Here is a 16,708-nt window from a genome sequence, read left to right as displayed (position 1 = left end):
CTTGGTAGCATTCCGTCACGGCGGATTCGCTCCAGAGAATTGGCTTCGACAACCGAATTCTACTGGGCAACAGCGAATCCGCCGTGCCTTCTCAGCAGCCTACTCGTGACGGATCCGGGTTAGGGGGCAGAACAGCGCCGGATCATAGCCAAGCCTGCGTCTGCCCTCATGAGGAGCCTTCCCTGCCCGTGTGCGCGCCGTGCCGGTGTCGAGCGGGCGTGCTCTAGGCATGCTCTAATCGGCGGACCTCGACGATCGTCACGGAGACCTCATGCGCACCAGAGCCACACGCAGCGTCTCGCTCGCCATCGTCCTCGGGCTCGCGGCCTGTCAGGGAGGGCTATCGATGAACCACGACGCGCCGCCGGTCGCCGGCTTCGTCACCGACATGAAGGCCTTCGACGCCTTCATCGCGACCCGGCCCACACCCGAGGCCTTCCGTCGAACGTATCCAGACGTGACCCTGGTGCTGCCAGGCCAGATCGCGACCAAGGAGCTGCGCTTCGACAACAGCCGCTACTTCGCGCAGCTCGACGAGCAGGGCCGCATCAGCGGTGGCAAGTTCCAGTAGCGTCGAACTAAAAAGCCGTTGCCGAGCGGCAACGGCTCGAAGTCGGCGACGGCCAGGCTCTACTGGCGGGTCGCCTCGACCTGGATCTTGAGCTTCACCTCTTCGCCGACCGCGGGCGAATACGCGCTGATGCCCCAGTCACTGCGCCGGATCGTGGCCTCGGCGTCGGCGCCGCAATGCGGCTTCCTGAGCATCGGATGCTCCTTGCAGACGAAGTGGGTGACCGTCAGCGTGACCGGCCGGGTGACGCCGTGCATCGTCAACTCGCCGGGTACGGCGGCGAGCCGGTCGCCGTCGAACACCAGCCGGTCGGCCTTGAAGCTGATCGTCGGGTACTTGGCGACGTCGAAGAAGTCCTCGTTCTTCAGGTGCTCGTCGAGCTTTTGCACCGGCGTCGTCAGCGAGTTGGCGTCGATGGTGATCTCGACCGTGCCGGTCTTGTTCGCGCGGTCGAGCACGATCTTGCCGTCGGTCTTGTTGAAACCGCCGCGCGTGGTCGAGAAGCCCAGGTGGCTGATCTCGAACATCGGATAGGTGTGCGTCGGGTCGATGACATAGGTCTCGGCCGCGGCGGCCTGGGCGCAGACCGCCCCCAGCGCGGCGGCGAACAGCATTTTCTTCATCGGCTTCTCCTTACGGATGAGTGGATCAGGGGGCTGCAAGGCGTAGCGTGAAACGTACCGGCACCTCGTCGGCGACCAGATCTCCCTCATTCCACTCGCCGCCGCCGATGCCGAAATCGGAGCGGCGCAGGGTGAAGCCGCCGGTGATCCGTGTGCTGCCGTCGTTCTGCGTCGCGGTTTCGAAGGGGACGGTGACCTCACGCGCCTTGCCGCGAATCTCGAGCGTACCGCGCGCCTCGAAAGTGTTGTCGCCGGTGCGGCGCACCGCGCTGCTGGTGAAGCGCGCCTGCGGGAAGGCATCGCCGTTGAGCCAGGGCGCGTCGAGCGCAATCGCATCGGCGTCGGCATCGCCGGTGCTCAGGCTGCTGATGTCGACGGTCACCGTCGCCGAGGACGCGGACACGTCGTCGGCGATGAGGTCGATCTTTGCGTCGAAGCGGCGGAACTGCCCGGAGACCGCAACCCCCATCTGTTTGACCGAAAATTCGATGCGGCTGCCGTCGGCGAGCAGGGCCCGCGGCGCGCTCCAGGCGCCGAGGCTGCAGACGGCGAGCAGCGCAGCGACGAACCGACCGATCGACGTTGTCATGGAGATTTCCTCGAAGGCAGACGCGGCAGCATGCGCAGCAGCACGCCGTCGCGATCGACGTAGTGATGCTTGAGCGCGGCCGCCACGTGCACTGTGACCACGCCGAGCAGCAGCTTGTTCAACGCCCAGTGCAGGGATTCGAGCTGTTGGCCCAGGTCCGGGTTCTTGCCCAGCAGATCCGGAATCGGCAGCACGCCGAAGTAGACCGTCTGGAAGCCCTTGGCCGAACTCATCAGCCAGCCGGACAGCGGCACCGCGAGAATCAGCAGCATCAGCACCCGGTGCGAGATCGCCGAGGCCCGCTGCTGCCAGGCCGGCACCGAGGCCGGCAGCGGCGGCGGCGGTCGATACACCCGCCAGGCGATGCGCAGCAGTGCCAGCGCGAACACGGTCACGCCGATCCATTTGTGATAAGAGAACAGCTTGAGCCTGGTCGGTGACAGCGTGAGATCGACCATGTAAAAGCCGATGCAAAACGCGGCGACGACCAGCAGCGCCACGAGCCAGTGCAGCGCTTGCGCGACGGCGCCGTAGCGCGCAGGCTCGGCTGCGCCGCTCACGGCTTTTGGCATGTTCGGGGCCATACCCGCCATTAGATGACGATCGTGATCGAGTTGAAAGCGGAATATTTCGGCCAAACCCATCTACGGAATCGAACGATGTCTCTGCGCCGTACCATGCTGCCCCTGCTGATGCTGACGCTCGCGGCCTGCACCGCGACGCAGCGGCCCGGCGTGCAAGACCCGGTCGTGAACGAGATCGCCGAAGAATACGTGCGTCTGGTGCTCGCCGTCGGCGAGCACGACGAGCACTATGTCGACGCCTACTACGGCCCTGCCGCGTGGCGCGAACAGGTGCGCGCGCAGGCTAGAGCGCTACCGGCGATCGTCGGTCAGGCTGCCGCGCTTGAGGCGCGCCTTGCGTCCCTGCCAGCGGCTGTGGATTCGCTGTCGGCGCTGCGCCAGCGCTACCTGTCGCGGCAGTTGCAGGCGCTCGAACACCTTGCGCGCAAGCGCCTGGGCGAGACCCTGGGCTTCGATGCCGAAGCGCGCGCGCTCTACGACATCGAGCCGCCGGTGTCGACCGAGGCCGAGCTCGCGGCGCGGCTCGCGCCGATCGAGCAGGCTTTGCCCGGCGAGGCGCCGATCGCCGAACGCTACAACGCCTACATCGAGCGCTTCGCCATCGCGCCCGACCGCATCGAGGCGGTGATGCGTGCGGCCATCGCCGAGGCGCGCCAGCGCACCGCGCAACACATCACCCTGCCCGCCGGCGAGCGCTTCGAACTCGCGCTGCTCAAGGACAAGCCGTGGAGCGCGTACAACTGGTACCAGGGTAACTACCACTCGCGCATCGAGATCAACACCGAGCTGCCGCTGACCGTCACGCGCGCGATCGAACTCGCCGTGCATGAAGGCTATCCGGGGCATCACGTCTACAACGCCCTGCTCGAACGCTCGCTGGTGCGCGAGCGCGGTTGGGTCGAGTACAGCGTCTATCCGCTGTACTCGCCGCAATCACTCATCGCCGAAGGCAGCGCCGATTACGCGCTCACGCTGGCGTTTCCGCTGGAACAGCGCATCCGCTTCGTCGAGGAGGTGTTGTTCCCGCTGGCCGGCTTCGATCCGGCCGAGGCGCGGCGCTATGTCGAAGTCAGCGAGGCGGCGCGCGTCACCGGGCTGGCGACCATCGAGGCCGCGCGCCGCTATCTCGACGGCCGCGCCGATGCCGCGGCGACAAAGGCCTTCCTGCAGCGCTATGCGCTGGCCTCGCCCGGCCGCGCCGAGCAGCGCCTGCGCTTCTTCGACGCCTACGGCGCCTACATCGTCAACTACGCGCTCGGCGAATCTCTGGTCGCGGACTACGTGGAACGGCAGGCGGGGAGCGATGTTGCTGCGCGCTGGCGCGTGTTCGCCGAGCTTCTGGCGACGCCGCAACTGCCTTCTAGCCTGCGTTAGCGCGGGCCTCGCTCGGTCGCCGTCGGCTCAGCAGCAGCTCGTCGTCGCGGTGCTCCGGTAGCGGCACGTGCAGGGTGTCGGCGAGCTCGCGCACGTCGAGTTCGCCACCGCGGCGATCATGCTGGCTCCTCGAGCACGAATCACGCCCTCACGGATAGCCGTAGGCGGCCTGCAGGCCGAGCGGCAGGCCGGCGGCCCAGTACAGCAGCAGGAACGCCGACCACCCCACCAGAAAGCTCAGTGAGTACGGCAGCATCATCGCCGTGACCGTGCCGATGCCGGTGGTCTTGACGTAACGCTGGCAGAACACCACGACCAGCGGGAAATACGGCATCAGCGGCGTGATGATGTTGGTGCTCGAATCGCCGACGCGGTACGCGGCCTGGGTCAGGTCCGGCGAGATGCCGAGCTGCATCAGCATCGGCACGAAGATCGGTGCGAGCAGCGCCCACTTGGCCGAGGCCGAGCCGACGAACAGGTTGATGAACGCGGTCAGCAGCACGATGCCGACGACGGTGACTGCCGACGGCAGCGCCAGCGCCTGCAGCAGCGCCGCGCCTTCGAGCGCGAGCAGCACGCCGAGGTTGGACGCGCCGAAGGCGGCGATGAACTGGGCGATGAAGAACATGATCACCAGGTAGTAGCCCATGCCGCTCATCGCCTTGGCCATGCCCTGGATGATGTCGCGCGAGCTTTTGACGGTGCCGGCCATGTAGCCGTAGACGACGCCGGGAATCAGGAAGATCAGAAAGATCAGCGGCACGATCGACTGCATCAGCGGCGCGGCGCCGTCGGTGAGCGCCCCGGACGGTGCGCGCCAGGCCGAGCCCGCGGGCATCGCCGTGAGCAGTAGCGCAGCGATGCCCAGGCCCATAGCGATCAGTGCGCCGTTGAGCGCGCGGCGTTCGCGCGCTTCGAGCGGCTGCATCTTCGGCAGATCGGTCAGATCGCCATCGAGGGCGGTGCCGCGCAGGCGCGGCTCGACGATGCGGTCGGTGATCAGCCAGCCGAGGCCGACGATCACCAGCGACGAGGCGGTCGTGAAGAAGTAGTTGTTGAGCGGATTGAGCGTGATCGCGGGATCGAGGATTTGCGCACCGGCCTGCGAGATGCCCTGCAGCATCGGATCGATCGACGACGGCACGAAGCTCGCCGAGAAACCGCCGGAGACGCCGGCGAAGGCCGCGGCGATACCGGCCAGCGGATGGCGCCCGGCGGCGTAGAAGATCACGCCGCCGAGCGGGATCACCAGCACGTAGCCGGCGTCGACCGCGGTGTGGCTGATGATGCCGACGACGATCACCATCGGCGTCAGCAGCCAGCGTGCGGTCACCCCCAGCATCGCGCGCAGGCCGGCGTTGATGAAGCCGGTGTGCTCGGCGACGCCGATGCCGAGCATCGCGACCAGCACGACGCCGACCGGATGGAAGGTGACGAAGGTCTTGACCATCGCCGCGAGAAACGCGGTCAGCTCGGTGCCGGACAGCAGGTTCTTGACCTGCAGCGGCTGGCTCGTGCGCGGGTCGATCACGTCGAAGCTGATGCCCGACAGCAGCCACGACAGCAGCCAGACGATCACCAGCAGGGCGATGAACAGGATGGTCGGGTCCGGCAGCTTGTTGCCAATGCGTTCGACGGCGGCGAGCGCGCGCTCGATGCGCGAGCGCGGATTCACGGCGGCTTCGGTCACGGGCTGATCCTCGGCGATTTGGCCGAGTCTAGCCGGCATTTGCGGCGAAGTCGCCGGAAAAACCCCCCAAGTTCGCCGAACCGTGCCGGCAGAGGTTTTGCGATCGAGGCGCGGCCGCGGGACAATCCGCGCCCCGCTTCGCGTTGCCGCGCCGCCCGCGCCATGCCGCTCGCCTACTGCATTCTCGACGTCTTCACTGAACGGCCCTACACCGGCAATCCGCTCGCCGTCGTGCTCGATGCCGACGAGCTGCAGACGGCGCAGATGCAGGCCATCGCGCGCGAGTTCAATCTGTCGGAGACCGTGTTCCTGCAGTCGCCGCGCGCCGAGCAGGCCCTGGCGCGCGCACGCATTTTCACGCCGGCCAAGGAGCTGCCGTTTGCCGGGCATCCGACCGTCGGTGCGGCCTGCCTGCTGTCGCTGATCGGCAAGGCGCCGCAGGGCGAGGACGTGAGCTTCGTCATCGAGCAAGGCGTTGGGCCGGTGCCGGTACGCGTGCGTCGCGCCCCCGATCGCGCCGCCTACGCCGAACTCACCGCGGCGCAGTTGCCCGAGTTCGCGAGCGAGGTGCCGGACGACGCCGTCATCGCGCGGATACTCGGCATCGACGTGGCCAATCTGGGCAGCAACGGGGAACGTGTGCGCGCCGTCTCTTGCGGTGTGCCGTTCGTGCTGGTCCCGGTGCGCACGCCCGAGGTGCTGGCGGGCATCGACCTCGACGTCGCGAGCTGGCGGCGCGCGCTCGCCGGAGCGTGGGCGCAGGCGCTGTACGTCTACACCCGCGGCTACGAGGGCGAGCTGCGCGCGCGCATGTTCGCGCCGGCGATGGGCATCGCCGAAGACCCGGCAACCGGCTCTGCCGCGGCGGCGCTCGCCGGCGCACTCGCCAGCGATTCGCCTATCGTCGACGGCCGTCTGCACTGGGTGATCCACCAGGGCGTCGAGATGGGCCGGCCGAGCCAGTTGCACATCTCGGCCGAACGCGCCGGCGCAGCGGTCACTGCGGTGCGTGTCGGCGGCTTCGCGGTACGCATCGCCGAGGGCACGCTGACGGTGTAATCCCGCTCGAGCCTCAGTCCTCGTCGGCGCGCGGCTGCCACGGCAAGCCCAGCGCCTCGGCGACCGGGCGCGACAGGCGCTCGGGGTGGCGTGCGGCGCTGTGGCGGCCGTAGAACTGCATCAGCCTGCGCATGTCGGTATCGAAGTCGCCGGCCGTCAGCGGCTCGCCGAAGGTGATGCGCTTGTGCACGTAGTCGATCGCCGCCGGCACGATCGGCACGCCGGCGCCGCGGGCCACGTGGTGAAAGCCGCGCTTCCACTCCGCCGCCGCCGAGCGCGTGCCCTCGGGGGCGATCAGCAGCACGAACTGCTCCTGCGAGCGGAACACATCGACGGTCTGCTCGACGATGCCCTTGGGGCTGCGCCGATTGACCGGCAGGGCGCCGAACCAGCGCAGCACCACGCCGAGCACGCCGCGAAACGCGGTGTCCTTGATCATCGTGCCAGCGCGCAAACCGACCGCGGTCAGCGCCGTCAGCGCGATCACGCCGTCCATGTTCGAGGTATGCGGCGCGCCGATCAGCACCATCTTCGGCAGATCCGGCAGACGGCCGTGCAGCCGCCAACCCATCAGCCGGAGCATCGCGCGCCCGAGCCAGCGCGAAAAAGCATTGCCGCGTCGCGGCACCTGCGGCCCCAGCACAAGCGTCATGTCGTCTTTTGAACCCCGGTTGCCGCAGCCGCGCAGCCGCGCTGCGGGTTGCCATTGTCGCGCATGCGGCACAGCCGCCGCCTGGCTGACATGAGGCGGGCCATTTTCCTACACGCGCTGTCGACACCGGCCTGCTCAGACGGCGCATCCGGCGCCGAAAACCCGGGCATGAACAACGAAACCTGTCTTCCGGCCATGGGCACCCACGCGCAGCTCGCAAGCGGCGTGGAGCAGCACGAAACCCTGCTCGCCAGCATCCTGCTGGACCGGGCGCACGGCGGTACGCGCCTGCGCGGCCTGCTGCTCAGCGAGACCGCGAGCGGCGAGTATCGGCTGCGGCTCTGTGAGGGCGCCGACGATGCCTGGATGATCTGGATCGACCAGCGCCGCGCGCGTTCGCAGTTCGGCCGCGCCTACGCCGAGGCACTCGCATCGAGCTGGCTCGACCGCATGGAAGCCGACGGCTGGCGCGTGATCTGGCAGGCGCGGCGCGAGGATCGGGCGACGCGCCTGCCGGTCGCGGCCTGAGCGCGCTTGCGGCATGCTGCTGGCATGCCGAAGAAAGCGACCGCTGCGCCGGCGAAGACCGCGACCGAGATCGCCTACGAGCGCATCTGGGCGACGATCGCGCGGATTCCGCGCGGCCGCGTCGCCACCTACGGCCAGGTCGCCGAGGTCGCCGGCTTTGTGCGCCGCCCGCGGCTGACCGCGCAGGCGTTGTGCCACGTGCCCGAGGGTCGCGAGATTCCGTGGTTCCGCGTCATCAACGCGCAGGGGCGCATCGCGATTCCGGCGAACACGCGCGGCCACCGGGAACAGCAGCGGCGGCTTCAAGCCGAGGGCGTCGAGTTCCGCAAGGGTCGCGTCGACCTGAACCGTTTCCGCTGGCGACCGCGCAGCGAGGCACCGGTCATCGACTGAGCCGCGGCGCCGGTGCCCGAGGCCGAGCCGAGTCCGGCGCCGCCGGGCGCGGGGTCGGACGGCGCCGCCGGGCCGGACCGCGTGTCCGGCACCAATGTGCAGGAGCAGGGCGTCGACGAGGCCGACATCGTCAAGGCCGATGCGCAGGGGCGCCTGTACATCCTCTCGGGCCGGCAACTGCACGTGATCGAAGCCTTCCCGCCGATCGGGCTGGAACGGCGCGCACTGGCCAGCCTCGACCTCGCCCAGGGCGACGCACACTTCTACGCCTCCGACTTCTTCTTCGACGAGACCGCCGGCCTGGTGGTCGCGCTCGCCGGCAGCTACGCGCAGGAACGGCCGCGTTCGATCGCGGTGATCGTCGATGTGTCCGATCCGGCGCAGCCGCAGATCATCCGACGCGTCGAGGTCGCCGGCAGTCCGCTGCAGGCACGGCGCGTCGCGGATCGCGTGCACCGCGTCAGCCGCTACGACATGCCGCTGCCGTCGTGGTTCTACGGCGACGATCCGACCCTGGCCGAGCTGCGCCGCGACTACTTCGACGCGCAGAGCCGCGGCGACGACGCGGCGGCGACGCAGATCCGCGACGAGATCCGCGACGAGATCGGCGCGCGCGTCGAGGCCGCCGGCGCTGCCGCCTTGCTGCCGCGCGGCGGCGACGGTCAAATCCTCGCCTGCGACGCCATCGCGCATCCCGAGGTGACGACCGGACTGGGCCTCGCTGTGGTCGACAGCTTCGACATCGACGGCAGCGACCACGACATCGCCGGCGTCATCAACAACGGCTATCTGGTCTACGCCTCGCCGCAGAACCTGTATCTCGCGCAGTCGAGCTTCGGCTGGTTCTTCGCGCCGGATCAGCTGGAGGAAACCGTGGTCTACCGCCTCGCGCTGTCGGACCGCGGCGCGCCCGCCTACCGCGGCCTGGCCAAGTTCGACGGCACGATCAACTCCAGCTACCAGATGTCCGAGTACCAGGGCGCGCTGCGTGTCGCCGCGATCGTGCGCCGCCTCGTCGAAGATCGCTTCACGACGGTGAGCCGCGTCAGCGTGTTCGACGCAACAGCCGACGGCGTGATGCCGCGCATCGGTCTGGTCGACGCCCTGGCGCCGGGTGAGACCATCCAGAGTACGCGCTTCATCGGTGAGCGCGGCTATGTCGTCACCTTCCGGCAGGTCGATCCGCTGTTCGCCATCGACCTGTCCGAACCGACGGCGCCGCGCGTTGCCAGCGAGCTGAAGATTCCCGGCTTCCCCAGCTACCTGATGCCGCTCGGCGACGAGCTGCTGCTGACCATCGGCCGCGCCGGCACCGACGAGCAGCTCACCGGCGGCGTGGCGATCCAGCTCTTCGATACCCGCGATCTGGAGAACGTCCGCCCGCTTGCGGTCATCGCGCCCGACGCCGGGCCGAACGACTACAGCCACAGCATCGCCGAATACGATCCGCACGCCTTCGGCTACTTCGCCGATTCGCAGGACGCGCCGTGCCGGGCACGCTGTCGGTGCCGCTGCAGAGCTATGGTGAAGGGGCGGACGAGCGCTTCAGCGGCTTTCTGGTGGTGCGCGTCGATCCGGCCGCTGCCGAGCCGCTCGCCGAGATCGGTCGCGTCGATCATCGCGGCTTCGTCGATCCCGATCCGTTCTGTGGCGGGGCCAATGGCGATGCCGGCGCCCCGTGCCGCGATGCGGTCTACGCCGCCGAGCCGCGGCGCAGCGTGTTCATGCAAGACGGCGCCGGTCGTTACCTGTACACGATCTCGCTCGCCGGCCTCGTCGCCAGCGACGCCACGCAACCTTCGGTCACCCTCGGCAGCCGCGCGCTGCCGTACGAGCCGCCGTGCTGCGACGACGTCGACGACGACCTGCCGCCGCCGGGCTCGCCGTGACCCGGATGCGCGCTGCCGTCGCGCGCGCTTGCCGGCTTCGCCTCCGGCAGCCGGCGCCGGACCAGGGCATGATAGGCCCCCATGTCTTCGAACCGAGCTCAGACCACGGCCATGGCCAGCGGACCGCTTGCGGGTTACACGATCATTGAGATGGCCGGCATCGGCCCCGGACCGTTCGCGGCGATGATGCTGTCGGACATGGGTGCAGAGGTCGTCCGCGTCGAGGCCAAGTCGGCGCAGGCGCCGATCGGATACTCACATCCGCGCTTCGATGTCACCACGCGCGGCCGCCGCTCGATCACCGTCGATCTGAAGCATCCACAGGGGCTCGCGCTGCTGCTGCGGCTGGTCGAGAAAGCCGATGCGCTGATCGAGGGCTTTCGTCCCGGCGTGATGGAGCGTCTCGGCCTGGGGCCCGAGGTCTGTCTCGCAAAAAATCCCAAGCTGGTGTTCGGCCGCATGACCGGCTGGGGCCAGACCGGGCCGCTGGCCAAGGCCGCCGGCCATGATCTGAACTACATCGCGATCACCGGCGTGCTGCACGCGATCGGCCGCGCCGATGCGCCGCCGCCGGTGCCGCTGAACCTGATCGGCGACTACGGTGGCGGCGGCATGCTGCTCGCATTCGGCGTCGTCTGCGCGCTGCTCGAAGCACAGCGCTCCGGCCAGGGGCAAGTGGTCGATGCGGCGATGACCGACGGCACCGCGTTGCTGAGCTCGATCATCCTCGGCATGAAGGCCGACGGGTTGTGGAGCAATCGGCGCGCTTCGAATCTGCTCGACGGCGGCGCGCATTTTTACGACTGCTACGCCTGTGCCGACGGCAAGTTCGTCGCCTTCGGCGCGCTCGAGCCGCATTTCTTCAAGCTATTCTGCGAGAAGGTCGGCCTCACCGACATCGACATCGACCAGCACCTGAACCCGAAACGGTGGGCGACGCTCAAGCCGCGCCTCGCCGAGTTGTTCCGCAGCAAGACCCGCGACGAATGGTGTGCACTGCTCGAAGGAACCGACTGCTGCTTCGCACCCGTGCTCGACTGGGACGAGGCCGTGCAGCATCCGCACAACCAGGCCCGACGGACCTACATCGACATCGACGGCGTCACCCAGCCGGCACCGGCGCCGCGCTTCAGTCGCACGCCGGGTGCGGTACAGCGTCCGCCGGCGCGACGCGGCGAACACACCGACGAGATCCTCGCCGCGTTCGGCATTGCGGCCGAGCAGATCGCGACCTTGCGCAGCGCCGGCGTCATCTAAAAGCGGTAGTGCAACCCGAGGTTGACGACCGGGAAATAGCGCAGACCGTCGAGATCCTCCTCGAGTGCGCGCTCCTCGTTTTCGAGCTCGTTGCGGAAGGCCTGTGCGCGCGGATCGGCGGGGTCGTTGACGTCGAAGCCGCTCAGGCCGTCGGGGTTGCAGGCGAAAAGCGTCGAATCGCAGGCGCGCCCCTCGGCGCGCAAGCTCACGCCCGGCGCGTCGGCGAACATCACCCCGGCCTCGAAGCTCAAGCCGAAGCCGCGGCCCGCCGGACCGCCACCCCAACCGATGCCCAGAAACGGCGCCGCGCTGCCCAGATCGACATCGCCATCGATGCGCCCGCTGGCGGTGTACTCGCGCGCCCCGAGCGGGATGCGCTGATTCTCGCCCTGCGCGCGCAGCGCAATGTCCGGCGGCCGGCTCCAGACACCGGCACTGACGCGAAACCCGCCGGTGAAGGGCCGCAAGTCGAACGCCGCGAGCAGCGCGCGGTAGCGCAGGTCTGCGTCGTAGTCCACGCCGTTCTCATCGAGCTTGAGACCGAGCGTGCCGAAGCTGTATGCCCCGCGTACCGCAAAGCGCTCGGAAAGCGGATGCGCGTATTCGGCGCTGATGCCGCCGCTGCCCAGACGCAGGCCGGCCGCACCGCTGCCGGCGGCGTGAGCGCCATCGGCGGCGACCAGCAGAATCAGGCTTGCAAGACTCGCACGCATCGGCATCTCCGTCGGCATCTGCCGCAGCCTACCAGTCCGCGGCCATGTGGATGACGAAGTCCGGTGAGGACTTGGTGATGGGATCTTCCTGCACCGCGAGCTGCCAGCAGACGCCGTTCCCACTGCGGTAGCGCAGGCCGAAGACGACCTGCAGACCGCTGCGGGTGAAGGCATCGGGCTGGCTGTCCTCGTACAGCGGGCCGTGCGCGTAGAGCTGCGCGCCGGCTTGCCAGGCCGGCGTGAACGCATAGCCCAGCGAGGCCCAGCCGAACGGCAGCAGCGGCTTTTGCCGATCCTCGAGCGGGCCGTCACCACGCACCGCGCCGGCGCCCGCGGCGAGCGCGCCGGACCAGCGCGTGCCCAGGCGGTAGGCGCGCTCGTACCAGGCCGAGACGCCGGTGCCGCCGCCGAGCAGGCGCTCGGCGTCGCCGGTCGGCAGTTGTGCGAGCGCGTGCCAGCAGCCGCCATCGTCGACGCAGCGGGCGACGCCCAGGCGCAGATCGCCAAGCGCGGTATCGCTGCCATCGAGATCCAAGACCGTCGCCTCGCCGATCCGGTACTGATAGCGATACTGATCGCGCGCGATCTGGTCGCGGCCGCCGTTGGGCAGGCCGAACCAGTCGTGCCAGTTTTCGATCATCGAGTCGAGCACGCCGCCGCCGGTGACCAGCAGCGGCAGTTCCGCGCTCCACTGTAGGCCAGCCCAGGTCCGGCGCAGCGCCAGCCCCAGACGCAGGATCTCGCCATCGAGCAGCAGGAACTCCTCGCCGGCCTGCTCGAAGTGGCTCTCGCTGGTCCAGTCCAGCGTCACGCGCCCGCCGTCGGCGGCGCTGCCGTCGCCCTGCGGCGCCGGCAGCGGCGCATGTCGCGCCAGCGTGGCCTGGTTGAAGGCAGCAAACACGAAGGCATCGCCGGCCCATACAGGAGCGGCGGCGAGCACGAACAGGGCGGCGATCGCAGACAGATATCGAAGCATCGGAGTCCCGGCTGTTCAAAGATCTGGCATTGTGCCCCGGATCGGGCGCCGGCTCATCCGTTTGCGGCGGTGTCGGTCGAGGCTCGATCTGCTAGCATCCCCGCCCTTGTCCGTGTTGCGGATGGTCCGTGTCATGCGCTTCGTCACCGAAAACACCCGGATTCGCTCGATCCGCGAGGTCTCCACCCCTGCCGAGGTCCAGGCCGAGCTGCCGTTGACCGATGCCGCATCCAAGACCGTCTTCGATACGCGCCGCGAGATCCAGGACATCCTCTACGGCAAGGACGATCGCCTGCTGGTCGTCGTCGGACCCTGCTCGATCCACGACACCGATGCCGCACTCGAGTACGCGCAGCGCCTGCTGCCGGTGCGCCAGCAGCTCGCCCGGCATCTGCTGGTGGTCATGCGCGTGTATTTCGAAAAGCCGCGCACCACCGTCGGCTGGAAGGGCCTGATCAACGATCCCGACCTCGACGACAGCTTCGACATCAACAAGGGCCTGCGCATCGGCCGCAAGCTGTTGCTGCAGCTCAATGAGATGGGCGTGCCCGCGGGCGTGGAGTACCTCGACATCCTCACGCCGCAGTACCTCACCGACCTGGTCGCCTGGGGCGCGATCGGCGCGCGCACCACCGAATCGCAGTTGCATCGCGAGCTGGCCTCGGCGCTGTCGTGCCCGGTGGGCTTCAAGAACGGCACCGAGGGCAGCGTCAAGGTCGCCGTCGACGCGGTGATGTCGGCAAGGCATCCGCACCACTTCCTGTCGCTGACGCATCAGGGCCACTCGGCGATCTTCGAGACCACCGGCAACCAGGACTGCCACATCATCCTGCGCGGCGGCAGCGCCGGCACCAACTACGACGCCAAGAGCGTCGACGCCGCCTGTGCCGCGCTGACCAAGGCCGGCCTGCGGCCGCAGGTGATGATCGACTTCAGCCACGCCAACTCGAACAAGCAGCACAAGCGCCAGATCATCGTCGGTCACGATGTCGCCCACCAGATCGCCGGCGGCGACGAGCGCATCATCGGCGTGATGATCGAGTCGCACCTGGTCGAAGGCCGGCAGGAGATCGGCCCGCGCGACAAGATGACCTACGGCCAGTCGATCACCGACGCCTGCATCCACTGGGACGACACCGCCGAGCTGCTGCGCCACCTCGCCAACGCCGTCGAACAGCGCCGCCTGCGGCACGCGCGCAGCGCCTGAGCCGGACTGCAGCATCGAAGACGCCCGCTGACGCGGGCGTCTTCGTCTCTACTGCACGACGATCTCGACGCGCCGGTTCTTCGCGCGGCCGCTTTCGCTGCCGTTGCTCGCGGCCCGGCTTGGGTACTCCGCGCAGCCGATGCCGGGACGCGCGCGTTCGGTAGAGCCGCTGCACTCGTCGTCGACGACCGAGGCCCTGCGCGGTCGGCGCGTCACGGTGTTGACCGCGCGCAGATTGACGCTTGCGCGCGGCACTGAGGTGACGCAGTCAGCGTTTCGGTGGCGCCGTCGCGGCTCCCTACAATGTCCGCTGCCCCGTCCCGTGTCCGAGCCCCTCGTGTCGAAGCCGCAGGCATCCATCGATCCGTCGATCGTCCCCTCGCGCGAGGCCTGCGCGGCGCTGGATGCGGCCGACCCGCTGGCGTCGGTGCGCGAGGCCTTCGCGCTGCCGCCAGGCCTGATCTATCTCGACGGCAACTCGCTGGGCGCGATGCCGGCGGCGACGCCGGCGCGGCTGCAGCAGGCGCTGCAAGACGGCTGGGGCCGCCAGCTCGTCGGCGCCTGGAACGGCGCCGGCTGGATCGGGCTTGCGCCGCGTGTCGCCGCCGCCATCGCCGGGCTCATCGGCGCGCAGCCCGACGAGGTCGCGGTGGCCGATTCGACCTCGGTAAACCTGTTCAAGCTGCTGGCGATCGCGCTGCGCCTGCGGCCGCAGCGGCGCAGCATCGTCACCGAATCCGGCAACTTTCCGACCGATCTGTACGTCGCGCAGAACCTCACCGGCTGGACCGGCACGCACCGCCTGCGCACGGTCGAGCGCGCGCAGCTCGTCGAGGACCCGGCCTCGGTGCTCGACGACGACACCGCGGTGCTGACGTTGAGCCACGTCGACTACCGCAGCGGCGCGATGCACGACATGGCGCGCATCACCGCGGCCGCACACGCGCGCGGCGCGCTGGTGGTCTGGGACCTCGCCCATTCGACCGGCGCGGTGCCGGTGGATCTCGCCGCCGCGAACGCCGACTTTGCCGTCGGCTGCGGCTACAAGTACTTGAACGGCGGTCCCGGCGCGCCGGCCTACGCGTACATGGCGCGGCGCTGGCATGCCGAGGCACGTTCGCCGCTGGCCGGCTGGTTCGGCCACCACGAGCCGTTCGCCTTCCGCCCGGATTACACACCGGCGGCCGGCGCCACGCAGTTGCAGTGCGGCACCCCGCCGATCCTGAGCCTGGTCGCGCTCGCGGCGGGCGTCGATCTGATGGCGGGACTCGATGCAGCCGCATTGCGGCGCAAGTCGCTGGCGCTGACCGACCTGTTCATCGCACGCTGCCAACCCTGGCTCGCCGAACACGGTTTCGAGCTCTTGACACCGCTCGCGCACGAGCAGCGCGGCTCGCAGGTGAGCCTGCGTCACGCGCGCGCCTGGCCGATCTGCCAGGCGCTGATCGAGCTCGGCGTCATCGGCGACTTTCGCGCACCCGACATCCTGCGCCTGGGCTTCGCGCCCGCCTACCTGCGCCACGTCGACGCCTGGGACGCCGCCGAGCGCCTGCACCAGATCATGCGCGACGGGTTCTGGCAGGATGCGCGCTTCGAGACGCGCCGGCAGGTGACCTAAAGCGCGCAATCCGGGGAAACCGAAGACATGCACAAGACCCTGACGCTGTCGATGGCCGCCGCATGCGCGCTCGCGCTCGGCGCCTGCGTGACCAAGATCGAGCCGGACGACGACATCGACCGGCCGCTGAGCTGGAGCGAACTGATCGCGCTCAAGGCCCCGCCGCCGCAGCGCGACCCGCTGCCCTACGGCGGCAACGCGCCGCAGCAGTTTGGCGAGCTGCGCCTGCCGGCGGGGCCGGGGCCGCATCCGCTGGCGATCCTGATCCACGGCGGCTGCTGGGGGGCCGGCTACGACCTCGGCTACATGCGGCCGCTCGCCGCCGCACTGAACACGCTGGGCTTCGCCACCTGGCTGATCGAGTACCGCCGCGTCGGTGGTGACGATGGCGGCGGCTGGCCGACGACCTTCACCGATGTCGCGCTCGCAGCCGACTACGTGCGCGTACTCGCCGACTACTACCCGGTCGATGCACGCCGCGTCATCGCCGTCGGCCACTCGGCTGGTGGCCAGCTCGCGCTATGGCTGGCGGCGCGCCGGCAGATGCCGCAGGGCAGCCCGCTGTACGTCGACGAGCCGCTGCCGATCCACGGTGTCGTCGGCCTGGCCGCGATCACCGATCTGGAAAAGTACCGCGTCGGTCCGCGCAATAGCTGTCACAGCATGGTCGATGAGGTCCTCGGCGGCGAGCCCAGCCAAGTACCCTCGCGCTACGCGCAGGTTTCGCCGGTGGCGCTGCTGCCACTCGGCGTGCCGCAGTGGTTTTTGCACGGCGCGCACGATGCCATCGTGCCGCCGGAGACGCTCGCGCAGTACGCCGACCGCGCGCGTCGCGCCGGCGACAGCGTGACCATTCACACCGATGCCAACGGCGGCCACTTCGACGTCGTCGCACCGCAGGGCGCGAGCTGGGACAGCCTCGTCGCGATCTTCCACGACGTCCTGCGGCGCCTGTCGAGCGCCGGCCGGTAACACGATGCCGGCG

General features: G+C 69.1%; 18 protein-coding genes. 10 read left to right on the top strand and 8 right to left on the bottom strand.

Going from position 1 to position 16,708, the window contains the following annotated elements:
• Positions 1-271: 271 nt before the first annotated feature.
• On the top strand, positions 272-571 hold the full coding sequence (locus tag ABSH63_RS14620; RefSeq protein WP_352890688.1) for a hypothetical protein: 300 nt from the start codon (positions 272-274) through the stop codon (positions 569-571).
• A 59-nt stretch (positions 572-630) separates the two neighbouring features.
• Here ABSH63_RS14620 and ABSH63_RS14615 read toward each other — a convergent pair whose 3' ends face one another.
• Genes ABSH63_RS14615 through ABSH63_RS14605 form a run of 3 tightly spaced genes read right to left on the bottom strand, consistent with a single transcriptional unit; the run spans position 631 to position 2,343 of the window.
• The gene (locus ABSH63_RS14615) at positions 631-1,194 is read right to left on the bottom strand and encodes a YceI family protein (protein ID WP_352890686.1); all 564 of its coding nucleotides are present in this window, start codon (positions 1,192-1,194) and stop codon (positions 631-633) included.
• 25 nt (positions 1,195-1,219) lie between these two features.
• Positions 1,220-1,783, bottom strand: a complete 564-nt coding sequence (locus tag ABSH63_RS14610) for a YceI family protein (protein WP_352890684.1) — start codon at positions 1,781-1,783, stop codon at positions 1,220-1,222.
• Positions 1,780-2,343, bottom strand: a complete 564-nt coding sequence (locus ABSH63_RS14605; RefSeq protein WP_352890682.1) for a cytochrome b — start codon at positions 2,341-2,343, stop codon at positions 1,780-1,782. The genes ABSH63_RS14610 and ABSH63_RS14605 overlap by 4 nt, the downstream gene beginning before the upstream one ends.
• 99 nt (positions 2,344-2,442) lie before the next feature.
• Between ABSH63_RS14605 and ABSH63_RS14600 the strand changes: the two genes are divergently transcribed.
• Positions 2,443-3,741, top strand: coding sequence for a hypothetical protein (locus tag ABSH63_RS14600; RefSeq protein ID WP_352890680.1), 1,299 nt, complete (start codon positions 2,443-2,445; stop codon positions 3,739-3,741).
• 148 nt (positions 3,742-3,889) lie between these two features.
• Here ABSH63_RS14600 and ABSH63_RS14595 read toward each other — a convergent pair whose 3' ends face one another.
• On the bottom strand, positions 3,890-5,470 hold the full coding sequence (locus ABSH63_RS14595) for an AbgT family transporter (protein ID WP_434223281.1): 1,581 nt from the start codon (positions 5,468-5,470) through the stop codon (positions 3,890-3,892).
• 123 nt (positions 5,471-5,593) lie between these two features.
• On the opposite strand from ABSH63_RS14595, the gene ABSH63_RS14590 reads away from it, so the two are divergent.
• Entirely contained in the window at positions 5,594-6,490 is an 897-nt protein-coding gene (locus ABSH63_RS14590) for a PhzF family phenazine biosynthesis protein (protein ID WP_352890677.1), read from the top strand.
• 13 nt (positions 6,491-6,503) lie between these two features.
• Here ABSH63_RS14590 and ABSH63_RS14585 read toward each other — a convergent pair whose 3' ends face one another.
• The gene (locus ABSH63_RS14585; RefSeq protein WP_352890675.1) at positions 6,504-7,142 is read right to left on the bottom strand and encodes a 1-acyl-sn-glycerol-3-phosphate acyltransferase; all 639 of its coding nucleotides are present in this window, start codon (positions 7,140-7,142) and stop codon (positions 6,504-6,506) included.
• Between the two features lie 168 nt (positions 7,143-7,310).
• Here ABSH63_RS14585 and ABSH63_RS14580 point away from each other — a divergent pair, with 168 nt between their 5' ends.
• Genes ABSH63_RS14580 through ABSH63_RS14565 form a run of 4 tightly spaced genes read left to right on the top strand, consistent with a single transcriptional unit; the run spans position 7,311 to position 11,209 of the window.
• Positions 7,311-7,670, top strand: a complete 360-nt coding sequence (locus ABSH63_RS14580; protein WP_352890673.1) for a hypothetical protein — start codon at positions 7,311-7,313, stop codon at positions 7,668-7,670.
• Between the two features lie 24 nt (positions 7,671-7,694).
• A complete protein-coding gene (locus ABSH63_RS14575; protein ID WP_352890671.1) occupies positions 7,695-8,063 on the top strand; it encodes an MGMT family protein in 369 nt (122 codons plus the stop codon).
• A gap of 12 nt (positions 8,064-8,075) precedes the next feature.
• Positions 8,076-10,139, top strand: a complete 2,064-nt coding sequence (locus ABSH63_RS14570) for a beta-propeller domain-containing protein (RefSeq protein ID WP_352890669.1) — start codon at positions 8,076-8,078, stop codon at positions 10,137-10,139.
• Complete coding sequence (locus ABSH63_RS14565) at positions 10,064-11,209, top strand: CaiB/BaiF CoA transferase family protein (protein ID WP_352890667.1); 1,146 nt, start codon at positions 10,064-10,066, stop codon at positions 11,207-11,209. The genes ABSH63_RS14570 and ABSH63_RS14565 overlap by 76 nt, the downstream gene beginning before the upstream one ends.
• Here the strand turns inward: ABSH63_RS14565 and ABSH63_RS14560 are convergent.
• The gene (locus ABSH63_RS14560; protein WP_352890665.1) at positions 11,206-11,922 is read right to left on the bottom strand and encodes a hypothetical protein; all 717 of its coding nucleotides are present in this window, start codon (positions 11,920-11,922) and stop codon (positions 11,206-11,208) included. The genes ABSH63_RS14565 and ABSH63_RS14560 overlap by 4 nt on opposite strands.
• Positions 11,923-11,950: 28 nt before the next feature.
• Positions 11,951-12,898 carry a DUF3187 family protein gene (locus tag ABSH63_RS14555; protein ID WP_352890663.1) on the bottom strand — a complete coding sequence of 316 codons (948 nt, stop codon included), beginning with the start codon at positions 12,896-12,898 and terminating at the stop codon, positions 11,951-11,953.
• A 133-nt stretch (positions 12,899-13,031) separates the two neighbouring features.
• Here ABSH63_RS14555 and ABSH63_RS14550 point away from each other — a divergent pair, with 133 nt between their 5' ends.
• Positions 13,032-14,105, top strand: coding sequence for a 3-deoxy-7-phosphoheptulonate synthase (locus ABSH63_RS14550; RefSeq protein ID WP_352890661.1), 1,074 nt, complete (start codon positions 13,032-13,034; stop codon positions 14,103-14,105).
• Positions 14,106-14,153: 48 nt separating this feature from the next.
• On the opposite strand, the gene ABSH63_RS14545 is transcribed toward ABSH63_RS14550, so the two are convergent.
• Positions 14,154-14,360 (bottom strand): hypothetical protein, encoded by a 207-nt coding sequence (locus ABSH63_RS14545; RefSeq protein ID WP_352890659.1) that lies wholly within the window; start codon positions 14,358-14,360, stop codon positions 14,154-14,156.
• Between the two features lie 82 nt (positions 14,361-14,442).
• Here ABSH63_RS14545 and kynU point away from each other — a divergent pair, with 82 nt between their 5' ends.
• A complete protein-coding gene (gene kynU / locus ABSH63_RS14540; RefSeq protein ID WP_352890657.1) occupies positions 14,443-15,723 on the top strand; it encodes a kynureninase in 1,281 nt (426 codons plus the stop codon).
• Between the two features lie 27 nt (positions 15,724-15,750).
• A complete protein-coding gene (locus tag ABSH63_RS14535; protein WP_352890656.1) occupies positions 15,751-16,695 on the top strand; it encodes an alpha/beta hydrolase family protein in 945 nt (314 codons plus the stop codon).
• The last annotated feature ends 13 nt before the right edge of the window (positions 16,696-16,708 follow it).

Source organism: Sinimarinibacterium thermocellulolyticum (assembly GCF_040327995.1).
Taxonomy (GTDB): Bacteria; Pseudomonadota; Gammaproteobacteria; order Nevskiales; family Nevskiaceae; genus Solimonas; species Solimonas thermocellulolyticum.
The sequence above is the reverse complement of the archived record's forward strand: the minus strand, read 5'-3'. Positions and strand labels throughout refer to the sequence as shown.